The sequence below is a fragment of the Pseudomonas sp. D3-27 genome, assembly GCF_051132165.1.
Lineage (GTDB): Bacteria > Pseudomonadota > Gammaproteobacteria > Pseudomonadales > Pseudomonadaceae > Aquipseudomonas.
Genome location: NZ_CP071667.1, coordinates 2,704,337 through 2,719,416, shown reverse-complemented (window position 1 = coordinate 2,719,416; position 15,080 = coordinate 2,704,337). Strand labels below are relative to the sequence as shown.

Here is a 15,080-nt window from a genome sequence, read left to right as displayed (position 1 = left end):
CGCGAACGGACGCTCAACCCAGCACACCGGCAATCGGCGGCGCCGCGGTGGCCTTTGGGCTTATTCGCCTCAGGCGCTTTGGCGTTCGCTCCAGGAATCGGAATGAATGATGTTGCCGTCCTTGTAGGTCCAGGTGACCTTCTCGTAGCGCAACTCAATCTGTTCCAGGTGGTTATGCTTCTCTTTGGTCGGGTCTTTGATGTCGTGCATTTTTGGCGCGACCTTCACCACCTTGACGTTCTCCAGTTTGGTGATGAAGTACTCGACCTCCTGCCCGGCATCATCGATGCGGTACCACTTGAATTCGGCGCTCTTGAGCGTCTGCCCGGTGGTAACGGCCTTGTAGAGGTAGGGACTGGAGGCGTCGATTTCCTTTGAAAACAGGAACGGCGTATGAACCCGCGCGCCGGTCAGCTTGCCGGTGTTGTTATCGGTCGGGATGTACAGGCTGTGATCCTGAGCAACCACTTCGATGCTGCCCTCGCGCTTTTGTACATCCACGGAACCTTTGATTTGCGCGCCGCCGTCATCTTGCAGCCAGAGGTAAACGGGAATTGCCATGTGAAGCTCCTTTTCAAGATTGAATGTCGCTGAATGCGACTGGGGGTTGACTGTCCGACCCTGTCGTGGGGAACGCACAAGCGCCCACTTCAGGTACCAGACGGATATCGACTCGGCGGTTGGCCGCACGCCCCGCCTCGGTGTCATTGCTGGCGATCGGCTGGCTTGCGCCAAACCCTTGCACGGCGAAACACGTGTCGGGCATGCCGCCCACGTGCAGCATCCATTCATGCACGGCGGCGGCACGGGCTCGGGACAGCTTGAGGTTGTGCGCGGCTTCGCCGGTGGCATCGGTGTGCCCGGCAATCACGATCAGCCAGCCGGATCGTGCCTTGATGCCGACCAACGCTTTGACCAGTACCTTGGTTGAACCCGGCTTGAGCCGCGCGCTGCCCGGGCTGAACAGCGACAGGCTGTCTAGCCTCACGGGTTCGGACGCTTGCGCAGGCATTGGCCCGGGCGACGTCAGACGACTGGAAAGCGCCGCCCTCAATGGCTCGCGCAAAAGGTCACCGCGATATAGCCCCATGCCCAGCGCCAGGGGTTCACCCTGTCGGTGGTAGGTCTGCAGCCGATGCGCGGTCTCACGGAGGTTGACCTCGGCTTGCTGGCGCCAGCGAGATGTTGGTTGTTCCTGAGGTTCCATCTCAAGGAGCGGCGCATAGCGGCGCAGGTCATCAGTGACCTGGCGGACCAACAAGTTGTTCTGCCATGCGGAACTGACCAGGGCGATCCCGCCGGCCAGGGCATACATCCACACCGCGATGATGGCGGCACGCTGCATCGAGGTACGTTGGGCCCGCAGTGGAATCAGGTTCAGCAGAGGATCCGGAAACGGCAGCACCGCTTGCATCTCCCCGGGCCTGGTGTCGACCAGCGCCACTTTGCTACGTAGCCGCTGCTCCCAGAGATTCCCCTCCACGGTTTGCGGTATTGCCGGCACCAACTTTATCGACCAGCACACCGCCGAGCCTCGCCCGTCACCGCGTGAATTGAAATGCGGCAGCACCTCCTCGTGCAGCCACGCCACCGCATTGTTCAGTTGCACGCCCGCATGCAACCGTGTCGCCCGCAGCGCCGAACGGGTGGGCTGTTGCAGCCAGTCAGCCAGATCGACACAGGCTCCGGCATCATGAACACGAGGATTATTGGGAGGACCATCCACCCAGCAGAACCATGGGTCCACGCGCTGAGGTGCGCGGACATAACTCACCAGCATCATTGGCAAGGACGCACCCTGCCTGCCTGCCAGCGCGGCTTGGTGACGAAACGCTCGTATCCGCCCCGCCAGTTCAGCTTCATTCCCGTGTGCCGCAGGGTTGATGACGAACATCACGCTGAGCTGAGCACCCCACCCCGGACGCAAGGCCAGCAGGCTCTCGGTCACGTTCGGCAACTGCTCGACACTCGGCACCCGTACATAGCAACCTTGATGGGTGACGCGTAGCGCCCATCGCTCGGCGGGGACGGTGCCGAACAGGCCATCCAGGGCGTCGCCGCAGACCAGGACCACCGGTTGACGAAACGACGAGGGTGGCATGGCCACATCGGCGGCGAACTCTACCGACTGGCGCAATCGAGCCGCACGATGATTGGCCATCGCCCAAACCACCGTCGCAACGCCGATCATGACCAACACCCCGATCACGCGTATCCGGGTGTCGAGCGGGAGGATGAACAGCAATATCACGCCAAGCATCCCGGCCCATGCCCAAAGGACTCGTTTCAATGGAATCGTCATAGGGCCCCTCATGCCTGGCCGGGCATGAGGGAAACAACCACGCCGGCCAGCCAGTGATCCATTGCCCACCAGACACCGGCATGCAGCAGCGCCACCGCTATTCCATGGAACCATGGGGATTGATGCCGACCCAGGCGACCGCCCTTTCGCGTAGCAAGGTTCTGGCTGATGTTCAAAGGCGGGACCTGAGCGTCGAGGGCGGCAAGCACTTGCTCGCGCTCAGGGTCGTCAGGGTCCGTGTAGCGGCCTCCGAAACCCAGCATCAGTACCCGATGGAACACAACAAGCACCCGTGGATCCGGTGATGGTTCGCGCAATACCAGGCGCATTTCCTCGTAGAGAAACTCACCGGCCTGATGCCGGTTGAACAGCTTGGCCTGTAGCGGTTCGCGGCTCCATTCTGCTCGTATCGGGCCCTTCGTGCAGACGAGGATGGCTTCGTCGAGCAGCGCACATTGGGCATGACTGATGTGTTCGATGCTGCGCGGTTCCACCGCGAGCTGTTCGAGCTGCCGTCGAACCTGCTCGACCTGTTCCAGGCAAAGCTGCTGCAGCGCCTGGGTGTCGTGTACCGAAGTACCATGGCGTAACTCGACCACCAGCAAATAACTGTCCTGCAGCAAGGCGTCGATATGCTTCGCCATTGCGTGGGTTTGTTTCGTGAAGTTCAGCGTCATGTGCGTAACACCGCAAACAGTTCAAGTTGGACTTGCGACAAAGTGCTGGGCACGTAGCAAGCAAAAGCCCCGGCGGCCAGCATGGCCTGGCCCTTGGCGTGACCGAGATCGAGGGCGAAGTACTGGTTTTCCAGGCGCAGCGCGATGGCCGCGGGCACATGGCTGAGGGGCTTCAGGGGGACGCCGTCGAGCGCCCCATTGATCAGGTTGTCGACATCGGCCGGCGCGCCGACCTTGCACAAGCGAGGAAATTGCTCCTGCAACTGTGCCGCCGGTAACTGGCAGCGCACCGAGAGGTAGAAATCAGCACCGTCAGGTTCACGTAGCCGGGCATCGTTGAGCGTTACCTGCCAGCGATTGGCGCTCGTGTTCTCCAGAACCAGTGCTATGACGCGCGAAGGCAGGCTGGCTTCAAGCAACGTTGCGATACAACGCATTAGCGGTGCAAACACCGTCTCCAGTTGCTCATGCCGATAGGCTGGAATCCTGTCGATATCGTGTTCCAGCGAAAACGTCAGCAGCCCCCCGGCCAGCTTGGCGAGCTCCAGATAGACCTGCTCGGGATGTCGCTGGGGATAGGACTTGATATCAGCCAGCACCGGCTCGTAGGTGTTCAAGGCGTTGAGCAACCAGAACAACGACACATCGGCTACAGCGAAGTCAGCCATGCGTTGATTGCTCTCCCGGCGCATGCCCATCAGGCGCTGCCGCTTGGCCGACAGCTGCGTCAATAGGTTGTCCAGCTGGAGCAACAGACCCGGGTGCGCGGCGAAACTGAGCAATGGCGGTACGTAGGCCGGATCGAGACGCCACTTGCCCTGCCCTTCACGGATCAGGCGCGCGATGGGACAGACCAGGTAATCACCGTTGTCGTCCTTGTCCAGGCGCAGCGACAGGTTGTGCTCCAGCACGGCGATCGACTGCACTTCCTGCGCATAGAGATCCTGCACGCTACGCCAGTCTTGACGGTAACGGGTGGGCCGATCGGCGCGGCCCTCCTCCATCAGGCAATTGTTTCCGTTGGCCTGTTCCAGGGGCAGGGCCAGCAGCACGAGCGCCTCCCGGGTGTCGTCGGTCAATAACCGCGACAACTCCAGCCCAGGCGGAAGACGATCCACCCGTTCGCTGTCGAGCAGGGTACCGTCGGGCATGCACACGCTTAGCCGGGTTGCCTTGAGCTTACCAAGGCCCAATGCGTCGGTATCGAACTCGACGGCCGTCACGCCCCAGGGATGCGCCAAGGCCAAGCCGGCGCGTTGCTCGTTGGCCCACGCTTCCCAGCGCGCCTGTTGTTGAAACTGTTGCGCAGACAACAGGGTGCCGGACGTCCATAAGGGACGATCGATTTTCATGGCGTCATTTCCTTGAAAGCGAGTCAGGCTTTCGCCTTGGGCATTTGCGAGACCAGGGATAAGTTGACGTCCATGCCCTCGACCTGAAAGTGCGGCACTGCGTACAACTTGACCCGGAAGAAACCGGGGTTGTCCTCGATGTCCTCCACCGTCACCTTTGCGTCACGAAGAGGGTGCGAAGCCTGCAGGTCATCGCCCGGATCGGTCATTTCGGTGACAAGTCCGCCGATCCACTTGTTGAGTTCCAGCTCCAGCAAACGACGATCCTTGGTGGTGCCGATGTTTTCGCGTTGGATCAACTTCAAGTAATGGGCAATGCGCGAGAGCAGGAAGATATAGGGCAGCCGTGCGTTGATCCGGCTGTTGGCGGTAGCATCCGCGGTGTCGTACAACGCAGGTTTCTGAGCCGAGCTGGCGGAGAAGAAACAGGCGTAGTCGCGGTTCTTGTAATACGACAAGGGAATGAAACCGAGATTGGCGAATTCAAATTCGCGGGTTTCCGGGATCATCACCTCTGAAGGAATCTTCACCTGGTTGCCAGTGCCCAGGTCATACAAGTGGATCGGCAGGTCGGTGACTGCGCCGCCCGATTGAGGCCCACGGATCTGCACGCACCATCCATTGGCGATGAAGCTCTTGACCATGTTGGCGGCAAAGGCAAAGGATGCGTTGGTCCACAAATACCTGTCGTGATCGGGGCCCTTGACGCTCTCGATGTAATTGAAGCTGCGCACTGGCACGGTATCCGGGCCATAGGGCAGGCGACCCAGGACCCTCGGCATGGTCAGGCCGATGTATCGCGCATCGTCACTGTCGCGAAACGCCTTCCACTTGATGTATTCGGCGCGATCGAAATAGTTGCCGATGTCCTTGATGGCAGCCACTTCCTCCATGGATCGCTTGCCGAAAAATGCCGGTCCCACCGAACCGATGAAGGGCATATGGGCTGCCGCGGCGACTTTCGAGATATTACGCAGCAAGGCGATGTCCTGCGGGCTACGATCGAACTCGTAGTTGGAGATCGCTGCCGCGATCGGCTCTCCGCCCGGCGTGTCGTATTCACGGGTATAGGTATGCAGGTACAGCCCGCTCTGGGCGATTTCGGGGGCGTCTTCGAAGTCTCGTACCAGATCATCCTTGCTGATATCCAGCAGTTCTATTCGCACGTTCTGTCGAAAATCGGTCTGGTCGACCAGGGACTTTACGCCGCGCCAGGTTGATTCGATCCTTTGGAATTCGGCGTGATGCATGACCGCATCAAGTTGACGACTGATTTGCATGTCGAGCAACGCTATATGCTCATCCAGCAGCACTTTGTCCAATCGTTCCACTCTGTGCGGCGATTCCTTGAGCAACTTCAAGAACACACTGACAGCGGCAGTGACGCGCTCGTCAACCGAGGCCTCGGACAGCGCCTCGGCATGCTGGAAAGTTTCGATGCTTCCCAACTCTGCGATGGGATTCAAATTGATCTTACTGAACAGGGCTGCATAAACTCCCTTATCTTCAGCCAATACTGTAGCGCCGCGCGATTGCACGTTATTACTTTCAGTAGACATATGAATTTACTCTTTGGGCTGCCGCCCGTATTTGATTAGCGAATGTCTTTTGGCGCCAAGGCCGCCAATTCGTCCCGCAGTTCATTGCTGAGCACATCATCCCGGAGGATGCGCTCCAATTCTAGACGGAAGGCCATGTTATCAAGCAGGTTCGACTTCAAGTCGCGTAGAAGATTGCGCATGGCCAGCAGCGCCCGTAATTGAGGGATCTGCCTGGCTACCTGTTCCGGCTCAAAGTCTTTCATGCGATGAAACTGCAGTTCGATTGAAATATCCTCCCCGTTGTCCGCCAATGTATTATGCGCAGCGATCGTCAAAGTTGGCGAAAACTCGGCCAGGACATGATCGACGTTGTGCTTGTTGATATTGATCTTGTCTCTGACGGATAAAGGGCGCTGTTCGCTGCCGTTGCTGTAATCTCCCATCACCATCAATTTGAGTGGCAACTCAACTTTCTTTTGCGCGCCGCCAGTGTGCAGATCAAGTTTGATATTGATCCTGCTCTTGGGTACTTCATTCTGGAAACTGTATGAAGCCATGCCTATTCCTCTCAAACCGGATGTTAAGTGTTCGCTGTACAAACATAGCGAAGCGGCGCAGAGCCGGACAGGTCTAAACCCAGGCCATTTCTACGAAAGAGAATGGACTCACAAGCTGTCGGAAAATGGCCTACAGATACGGTTTACAACGAAGCGTTGCCGACGTCGGTGCGCGGTTGACACCCGAGACGCGAGGGAGAGGCTTACAAACGAGGAATGACGCAAACCCATTTTCAAGCCGGGTTTCGCGGCGTCTATCTTGGGAGCGGTTGCCGCCATGCGAAGTTCAAGGCTTTTGTCTTCCGGATGATCTATACCTTCAGGTACACGTCGTCAGGCCAAGGGACAGGCCGACGTGTAGCCAATAATAATGTCGTGCCCTCGGTCGGGTGCTGCTTGCTTTGGACAGCAGGAGGCTATTTGCGCGCCGCCTCCCTCAATAGAATGGCGCGCCTTTCAATGCCTGAAGTAACGATCATGAGCCGGATCACCCGCGTATTGAATGACCGTACCAGCGTATTGTCGCTGCTCTGCCTGCTCCTGGCTGTCGATAGCGCGTGCGGCGAGCCCCGGGTCATTGAACTGCACATCCTCGACGCGCCCCCGTTGACACTGCTCAACGACCCCAGGGGCCACGGCATTGTCGGCGATGTCGCCGTGAAGGCGATCACCCGCGCCGGGTATGCGGTAAAGATCCATGTGCTTCCCTGGGCCAGGGCGCAAAAGCACGTCAGTGAGGAGCATGACTTCTTGATAGCGCCGCTGTCGCGCATTCCGGGGCGAGAAACCCGCTTCACCTGGATCTCGTCGATCATGCCCATGGAGCGCGCGTTCTTCAGCCTCGATCATAAGGTCGGCAGCTTTGCCCAAGCGAAAGAAACCTTTCGCAAGGTGGGCGTCGGCCTGGGTAGCGCGCAAGAGGAAATCCTGCGCACCGAGGGCTTCCGGGACGACCAGATCTACCCGTTGGCCATCGGCGACAACCCTGCCCAAATGCTCCTGATGGGGCGCATCGATGCCTGGTTCAACGGCGTGCCCGAAAGCCGATATATCTGGCCAAAAGTTTCCAAGCGCAAGCTGCTCATGAGTTCAGTGGGCAGCAGTGCCGACCTCTATCTCGCGTGCTCCAGGCAATGCTCGGCGAAACTCGTCGAGGATTTGCGCGGCGCGGTGGAAGCGTTGCGCAATGAAGGGGCGATCAAGCGTATCCATGATCTTTATGTCCCGTGACATCGCCGAGCAGGCGATGGCATCAGTCTTGCGAACCACCTGAAGGGATATCAACTGGATTGATAGCCAACTAACGAAAGCCCCGCGATAGAGGCCTCGTCGATGACTTATATCATTCCGGATGATAGTTACCTTTGTTTCATTCGATTCGTTCCTCTGCGCCTCGACACGCATCATCCGCCCATCTCAATACACTTGGCGGATGCTATCCATGGAACATTCACTTTCTAAATTGCGCTTTCCCCTCGCACTGTTGGCGGTGCTGGTGATCAGCGCTTGCGGTAAGACTCCCGATACGGCAGCTTCGATGCCGGCGGCCAAAGTCAGCGTGGCCAAGGTGCTGGAGCAGCCCGTCAACGAATGGGATGAATTCACCGGGCGCCTCGAAGCGCCGGAAACCGTCGAGATTCGCCCGCGGGTTTCGGGGCAGATCGATCAAGTTGCTTTCACCGAAGGCGCCCTGGTCAAGAAAGGCGACCTGTTGTTCCAGATCGACCCCCGCCCCTTCCAGGCGGAAGTGCGTCGTCTCGAAGCGCAACTGGCCCAGGCCCGCGCCACCGCGACCCGCAGCGAGAACGAGGCCCAACGTGGCGAACGCCTGCGTCTGAGCAATGCGATTTCCGCTGAACTGGCGGATTCGCGTACGACCGCTGCACAGGAAGCCCGCGCCGCCGTGGCAGGTATTCAAGCGCAGCTGGACCTGGCCAAGCTGAACCTCAGCTTCACCCGGGTTACCTCGCCCATCAACGGTCGTGTCAGCCGGGCGGAAATCACCGCCGGCAACCTGGTGACCGCCGACGTCACGCCGTTGACCAGTGTGGTGTCCACCGACAAGGTCTACGCCTACTTCGACGCCGACGAGCGTGTGTTCCTCAAGTACACCCAACTTGCCCGCCAAGGCCAGCGCGGCCAAGCCACGCCTGTCTACATGGGCCTGTCCAACGAAGACGGCAATCCGCACCTGGGCCAGATGAACTTCGTCGACAACCAGGTCAACCCACAGACCGGCACGATCCGTGGTCGCGCGGTGTTCGACAATAAAGACGGCGCCTTCACGCCAGGCCTTTATGCCCGACTGAAGCTGGTGGGCAGCGGCACCTATTCCGCCGTGCTGATCAACGACGAAGCCGTAGGCACCGACCTGGGCAAGAAATTCGTCCTGGTGATGGATGGCGAGAACAAGCCGGCCTACCGCGCTGTCGAGCTGGGGCCAAAGATCGAAGGCCTGCGCATCGTGCGCAACGGCCTGAGCAAGGACGACACCATTATCGTCAAGGGGCTGCAACGGGCCCGTCCGGGTTCGCCGGTTACGCCTGAAACCGTGCCGATGGCCAGCGAGCAAACCCTCGCCGCCCTGGCACAACAACGCAAAGCGCTCGAAGCCAGCAACCTGCCCCAGGTCGCGCCCTCCAAGGCAGCGTCCGGAGCGGCAGGCAAACTGGCCTCTGCGTCCCCACGCGGTTAAGGGACTGAACTCAAGATGAAATTTTCCCAGTTCTTCATTTCGCGGCCGATCTTCGCAGCGGTGCTCTCGCTGTTGATTCTGATCGCCGGCGCTATCTCGCTGTTCCAACTGCCGATCAGCGAATATCCGGAAGTCGTGCCGCCTACCGTAGTGGTCCGCGCCAACTTCCCGGGCGCCAACCCCAAGGTCATCGGCGAAACCGTGGCCGCGCCCCTGGAACAAGCCATTACCGGCGTCGAGAACATGCTGTACATGTCCTCGCAATCCACCGCCGACGGCAAGATCACCCTGACCATCACCTTCGCTCTGGGCACCGACCTGGATAACGCGCAGGTGCAGGTGCAGAACCGTGTCACCCGCACCGAGCCCAAGCTGCCGGAGGAAGTGACCCGCATCGGCATCACGGTGGACAAGGCGTCGCCCGACCTGACGATGGTCGTGCACTTGACCTCGCCGGACAAACGCTACGACATGCTCTACCTGTCCAACTACGCCTTGCTCAACATCAAGGACGAGTTGGCGCGCCTGGGTGGCGTGGGTGATGTGCAGCTGTTCGGCATGGGTGACTATTCCCTGCGGGTCTGGCTGGACCCGAACAAGACCGCTTCGCGCAACCTGACCGCCACCGACGTGGTGACCGCGATTCGTGAGCAGAACCGCCAGGTCGCTGCCGGTGCCCTGGGTGCGCCGCCGGCACCGAATGCCCAGGCCTTCCAGCTCTCGATCAATACCCAAGGCCGCCTGGTCAATGAGGAAGAATTCGAGAACATCATCATTCGTTCCGGTGCCAACGGTGAAATCACTCGCCTGAAGGACATCGCTCGGGTGGAGCTGGGCTCCAGCCAATACGCCCTGCGCTCGCTGCTGGACAATCAGCCGGCGGTGGCAATCCCGATCTTCCAGCGTCCTGGCTCCAATGCCATCCAGATCTCCAACGATGTGCGGGAGAAAATGGACGAGCTGAAGAAAGGCTTCCCGGCCGGCATGGACTACAGCATTGTCTATGACCCGACGATCTTCGTCCGTGGCTCCATCGAAGCGGTGGTGCATACCCTGTTCGAAGCGCTGATCCTCGTGGTGCTGGTGGTCATCCTGTTCCTACAGACCTGGCGCGCCTCGATCATCCCATTGGTGGCCGTACCGGTTTCGCTGATCGGTACCTTCGCGGTCATGCACCTGTTCGGATTCTCCCTCAACGCCCTTTCGCTGTTCGGCCTGGTGTTGGCCATCGGTATCGTGGTGGACGACGCCATCGTGGTGGTGGAGAACGTCGAGCGGAACATCGAACTGGGCCTCACCCCCGTGGAGGCGACAAAGCGCGCCATGGGCGAAGTGACCGGCCCGATCATCGCCACCGCCCTGGTGCTCTGCGCGGTCTTCGTTCCTGCGGCGTTCATCAGCGGCCTGACCGGTCAGTTCTATAAGCAGTTCGCCCTGACCATTGCGATCTCCACGGTGATCTCGGCGATCAACTCGTTGACCCTGTCGCCGGCCCTGGCCGCAGTTTTGCTCAAGGGGCATGACGCACCCAAGGACCGTTTCTCCAGATTCCTGGACCGGGTCTTTGGTGGCTGGCTGTTCCGTCCGTTCAACCGCTTCTTCGAACGTGCCAGCCATGGCTACGTGGGTACTGTCGCTCGGGTGATCCGCAGCAGCGGGATTGCCCTGATCGTCTACGCAGGCTTGATGGTATTGACCTTCTTCGGCTTCTCCAACACGCCGACCGGTTTCGTGCCTGGCCAGGACAAGCAATACCTGGTGGCCTTCGCCCAACTGCCGGACGCCGCGAGCCTGGACCGCACCGAAGATGTGATCAAGCGCATGTCCGACCTGGCCCTCAAGCAGCCTGGCGTGGAAAGCGCCGTGGCCTTCCCTGGTCTGTCGATCAACGGCTTCACCAACAGCCCGAACGCCGGCATCGTGTTCGTGACCCTCAAGCCTTTCGACGAGCGCAAGGACCCGAGCATGTCGGCCGGCGCCATCGCCGGTGCCTTGAACGGCCAGTACTCGGAAATCCAGGAAGCCTACATGGCGATCTTCCCGCCGCCGCCGGTGCAAGGCCTGGGCACGATCGGTGGTTTCCGCCTGCAAATCGAAGACCGGGGCAACCTGGGCTACGACGAGCTGTACAAAGAAACCATGAACATCATCGCCAAGAGCCACAACGTGCCGGAACTGGCCGGATTGTTCACCAGCTACACCGTGAACGTACCCCAGGTCGATGCCGCCATCGACCGTGAAAAGGCCAAGACCCACGGCGTGGCCGTCAGCGACATCTTCGACACCCTCCAGATCTACCTGGGTTCGCTGTATGCCAACGACTTCAACCGTTTCGGCCGCACCTACCAGGTCAATGTCCAGGCCGAGCAGCAGTTCCGTCTCGAATCGGACCAGATCGGCCAACTGAAGGTGCGCAACAACCGTGGCGAGATGATCCCGCTGGCGACCTTCATCAAGGTCAGCGACACCTCGGGGCCTGACCGCGTGATGCACTACAACGGCTTCATCACCGCTGAAATCAACGGCGCCGCCGCCCCTGGCTACAGCTCCGGCCAGGCCGAGAAAGCCATCGAGAAACTGCTCAATGACGAACTGCCCAATGGCATGACCTACGAGTGGACCGACCTGACGTACCAGCAGATCCTCTCGGGCAACACTGCGCTGTTCGTGTTCCCGCTCTGCGTATTGCTGGCGTTCCTGGTGCTCGCCGCGCAATACGAAAGTTGGAGCCTGCCATTGGCGGTAATCCTGATCGTACCGATGACGCTGCTGTCGGCAATTACCGGGGTAATTCTGTCCGGTGGCGACAACAACATCTTCACCCAGATTGGCTTGATCGTATTGGTAGGACTTGCCTGTAAGAACGCGATTCTGATCGTCGAGTTCGCCAAGGATAAACAGCTCGAAGGCATGAGCCCGCTGGCGGCGGTCCTGGAAGCGTGCCGCCTGCGTCTGCGGCCGATCCTGATGACCTCCTTCGCCTTCATCATGGGCGTGGTTCCCCTGGTGTTCTCCAGCGGCGCCGGTGCGGAAATGCGTCACGCCATGGGTGTGGCGGTGTTCTCGGGCATGCTCGGCGTGACCTTCTTCGGCCTGCTGCTCACCCCGGTGTTCTACGTACTGATCCGTAATTTCGTCGAGCGCAGCGAGGCCCGCAAAGCGGCCCGGGCCCTGAAACTGGAGGCGCAACAATGAGTTTGAAAGCGTTCCTGCCGAGCCTGCTGATGCTTGCACTGAGTGCCTGCGCCGTAGGCCCGGACTACAAGGCACCGCAAACGGAGGCGGCGAATATCACCACCGCCACCGACGGCGCCGCCGGCCAGAAGAACTTCGACCGCGCCCGCTTCGAAGGCGTCTGGTGGCAGCAGTTCGACGATCCGACCCTCAACTCGCTGGTGACGCGTTCTCTGGAAGGCAACCGGGAATTGCGCGTGGCCTTCGCCCGCCTGCGGGCTGCCCGGGCGATTCGCGACGACGCCAGCAATGACGCCATGCCGACCATCACCAGCCGCGCCAGCAGCGAACTGGGCAAAGGCCAGAACCCGATGGGGCAGACGGACGATCGGGTCAACTCCGAGCGTTATGACCTGGGCCTGGACATGGCCTGGGAGTTGGACCTGTTCGGACGCATCCAGCGCAACCTGGAAGCGACCGATGCCGACCAGCAGGCCGTCGAAGCCGATCTCTACCAACTGCAGGTGACCATAATCGCCGAGCTGGTGGACGCCTACGGCCAACTGCGTGGCGCGCAGCTTCGGGAGAAAATCGCCCTGGCCAACCTGGAGAACCAGCAGGCGTCCCGCAAGATCACCGAAAGCCTGCGTGATGCCGGCGTCGGCGATCAGCTCGACGTGGTGCGTGCCGACGCTCGCTTGGCAGCGGTGGAAGCCAGCGTGCCGCAACTGCAGGCCGAACAGGCGCGTCAGCGCAACCGCATTGCGACATTGCTGGGCGAGCGCCCGGACAAGCTGAGCGTGGACTTGAGTCCTAAACAGCTGCCAGCCATTGCCAAGGCTCTGCCGATTGGCGATCCGGGCCAATTGTTGCAACGCCGTCCCGATATCCTCAGCGCCGAGCGTCAACTGGCAGCTGCCACGGCGCGCATCGGCGTGGCCAAGGCCGACCTGTTCCCTAGGGTCAGCCTGAGCGGTTTCCTCGGGTTTACCGCCGGACGTGGTTCGCAGATCGGCTCCTCGGCCGCCAACGCCTGGGCGCTGGGCCCGAGCATTACCTGGGCCGCTTTTGACCTGGGCAGCGTGCGGGCTCGCTTGCGCGGCGCCAGCGCCGACGCCGACGGAGCACTGGCGAACTATGAACAACAAGTGCTGCTGGCCCTGGAAGAATCGGAAAACGCCTTCAGTGATTACGGCAAACGCCAACAGCGCCTCATCTCGCTGATCCGCCAGAGCGAATCGAGCCGCGCGGCCGCCGACCTGGCCGAAATCCGCTACCGCGAAGGCACTGAGGATTTCCTCGTGTTGCTCGACGCCCAGCGTGAACGCCTGGCGGCCGAAGACAGCCAGGCCCAGGCCGAAGTGGACCTGTATCGCGGCATCGTCGCGATCTACAAGGCCCTGGGCGGCGGCTGGCAACCGGAAACCGTCGCCAGCAACTGACACCCTTCCCAACCGAGCTCCTTTGGTTGGCCGCAACCAACCAATTGTTTGCCCCGCGCCTCATTCGGACGCGGGGCTTTTTTATGGATGTCAGAATCCATTGTGGGAGCAGGCTCGCACCCGCGGGTCCCTCACCGCGATTACAGGTTTGACTCAAACGCGGACCTGACCGAAGCTTGCGGCATTTCACGCTCCTGGTTATGGATTACCTGCATGTCTTCGTCTCGCCGCTACCTGCTGTTCACGCTTGCGGTTGTCTTGGCAATCGGTCTCGTCGCGATATGGCTGCGCAATGCCACACCGCAGATTCCCGAGGCCATCAAGCGTGGTTACAGCGAAGCATTGGAAAGCGCCCGCAACGGACAGCCAGGGGCGGCGCGGATGCTTTACCAGCAACTGGGACGCCCGGACCTCTCCCCCAAGCGCCGGGTATGGCTGCACGGCGAACTGCCCAACTATCCAAGCCCCCAAGCGTTGAAACTGGCGCAGGCGGATTTACACAGCGAATCGCCGCAGGTCCGCCGCGCGGCGATCGGCAGCATCGTCGGGCTGGTGCCGAACGCCCAGCGCAGCCTGCTGCTCGGCCCGCTCCTGGATGAAAACGACCCGGATGTCCGGTTCGCCGCCGTAAATGCATTGCTGGGGCTGTCACCCGATGAACTCGGGCTTTATTTCGGTGCGATGCAGATCTCCGTCGATACCTGGAAGCAGTCGTTGAACGACAGCCCACCCTCCCCCGAATCCCTCTTTCAGCTTGCCCGGCTGTACAGGCATGACGCCGAACTGGAAAAAGCCCAACAGGCATTGGAGCATCTTCTGCGCCTGCAACCCGACAACCTGCCGGCGCTGGTCATGCAGGTCGATGTGCTGGATAAACAAGGCCAGGGAGAAGCCGCCCGCCAGTTGCTCGCTCGGCAGTTGCAAGCACAGCCGGCATCGGCTTATCTGCAACATGCGCTGGGCATGTGGCTGTTGCAGCACGGCCAGAGTGAATACGCGGTGCTAGGCTTGGCGAAAGCGGTGGAATTGGAGCCTGATAACCGGCAATACCGTTTTGATCTGGCGACTACGCTGCATGAAGAGCAGGAAGTGGAAGCGGCGCAGAAACAGTTGCAGGAAATCGTCCAGCGCTACCCCGCCGACCGCAACGCCCGGGTGTTGCTGATCAACTATTGGAAGGAGACCGGTCAGTTGCAGCATGTCCAGGTGCTGTTGGCCCAGTTGGAACAACTGAACCCCGACGACCCGGCGATACAACAAGGTTTATAGGGCAATAGGCGTATACCGAAAGTTGTGCAACAGTACGCGTTTTGTCAAAGGAAGCGGAACCGCCATGACTG

Annotated in this window: 11 protein-coding genes; 5 read left to right on the top strand and 6 right to left on the bottom strand. The window is 60.4% G+C overall.

Going from position 1 to position 15,080, the window contains the following annotated elements; all coding sequences use genetic code 11:
• Positions 1-69 precede the first annotated feature (69 nt).
• From J3P92_RS12505 to tssB, 6 genes are read right to left on the bottom strand one after another with little or no spacing between them, the layout of a single operon-like run.
• Positions 70-561 (bottom strand): Hcp family type VI secretion system effector, encoded by a 492-nt coding sequence (locus tag J3P92_RS12505; protein WP_420234474.1) that lies wholly within the window; start codon positions 559-561, stop codon positions 70-72.
• A gap of 13 nt (positions 562-574) precedes the next feature.
• Positions 575-2,302 (bottom strand): OmpA family protein, encoded by a 1,728-nt coding sequence (locus J3P92_RS12500; protein ID WP_434650991.1) that lies wholly within the window; start codon positions 2,300-2,302, stop codon positions 575-577.
• A gap of 8 nt (positions 2,303-2,310) precedes the next feature.
• On the bottom strand, positions 2,311-2,979 hold the full coding sequence (tssL, locus tag J3P92_RS12495; protein WP_420766879.1) for a type VI secretion system protein TssL, short form: 669 nt from the start codon (positions 2,977-2,979) through the stop codon (positions 2,311-2,313).
• Entirely contained in the window at positions 2,976-4,331 is a 1,356-nt protein-coding gene (tssK, locus tag J3P92_RS12490; RefSeq protein WP_434650989.1) for a type VI secretion system baseplate subunit TssK, read from the bottom strand. The genes tssL and tssK overlap by 4 nt, the downstream gene beginning before the upstream one ends.
• Before the next feature lie 23 nt (positions 4,332-4,354).
• Positions 4,355-5,890 carry a type VI secretion system contractile sheath large subunit gene (gene tssC, locus J3P92_RS12485; RefSeq protein ID WP_434628511.1) on the bottom strand — a complete coding sequence of 512 codons (1,536 nt, stop codon included), beginning with the start codon at positions 5,888-5,890 and terminating at the stop codon, positions 4,355-4,357.
• Between the two features lie 35 nt (positions 5,891-5,925).
• Positions 5,926-6,429, bottom strand: a complete 504-nt coding sequence (gene tssB / locus J3P92_RS12480; RefSeq protein WP_434650986.1) for a type VI secretion system contractile sheath small subunit — start codon at positions 6,427-6,429, stop codon at positions 5,926-5,928.
• A gap of 477 nt (positions 6,430-6,906) precedes the next feature.
• Here tssB and J3P92_RS12475 point away from each other — a divergent pair, with 477 nt between their 5' ends.
• The 5 genes from J3P92_RS12475 (at position 6,907) to J3P92_RS12455 (ending at position 15,009) form a co-directional block, all read left to right on the top strand.
• The gene (locus tag J3P92_RS12475) at positions 6,907-7,659 is read left to right on the top strand and encodes a substrate-binding periplasmic protein (protein ID WP_434651121.1); all 753 of its coding nucleotides are present in this window, start codon (positions 6,907-6,909) and stop codon (positions 7,657-7,659) included.
• Positions 7,660-7,870: 211 nt separating this feature from the next.
• Entirely contained in the window at positions 7,871-9,124 is a 1,254-nt protein-coding gene (gene mexE / locus J3P92_RS12470) for a multidrug efflux RND transporter periplasmic adaptor subunit MexE (RefSeq protein WP_420766875.1), read from the top strand.
• Positions 9,125-9,139: 15 nt separating this feature from the next.
• A complete protein-coding gene (locus J3P92_RS12465; protein ID WP_420766874.1) occupies positions 9,140-12,319 on the top strand; it encodes an efflux RND transporter permease subunit in 3,180 nt (1,059 codons plus the stop codon).
• Complete coding sequence (locus tag J3P92_RS12460) at positions 12,316-13,740, top strand: efflux transporter outer membrane subunit (RefSeq protein ID WP_434611311.1); 1,425 nt, start codon at positions 12,316-12,318, stop codon at positions 13,738-13,740. Before J3P92_RS12465 ends, J3P92_RS12460 begins: the two co-directional genes overlap by 4 nt.
• A gap of 213 nt (positions 13,741-13,953) precedes the next feature.
• A complete protein-coding gene (locus J3P92_RS12455) occupies positions 13,954-15,009 on the top strand; it encodes a tetratricopeptide repeat protein (protein WP_434650984.1) in 1,056 nt (351 codons plus the stop codon).
• Positions 15,010-15,080 lie beyond the last annotated feature (71 nt).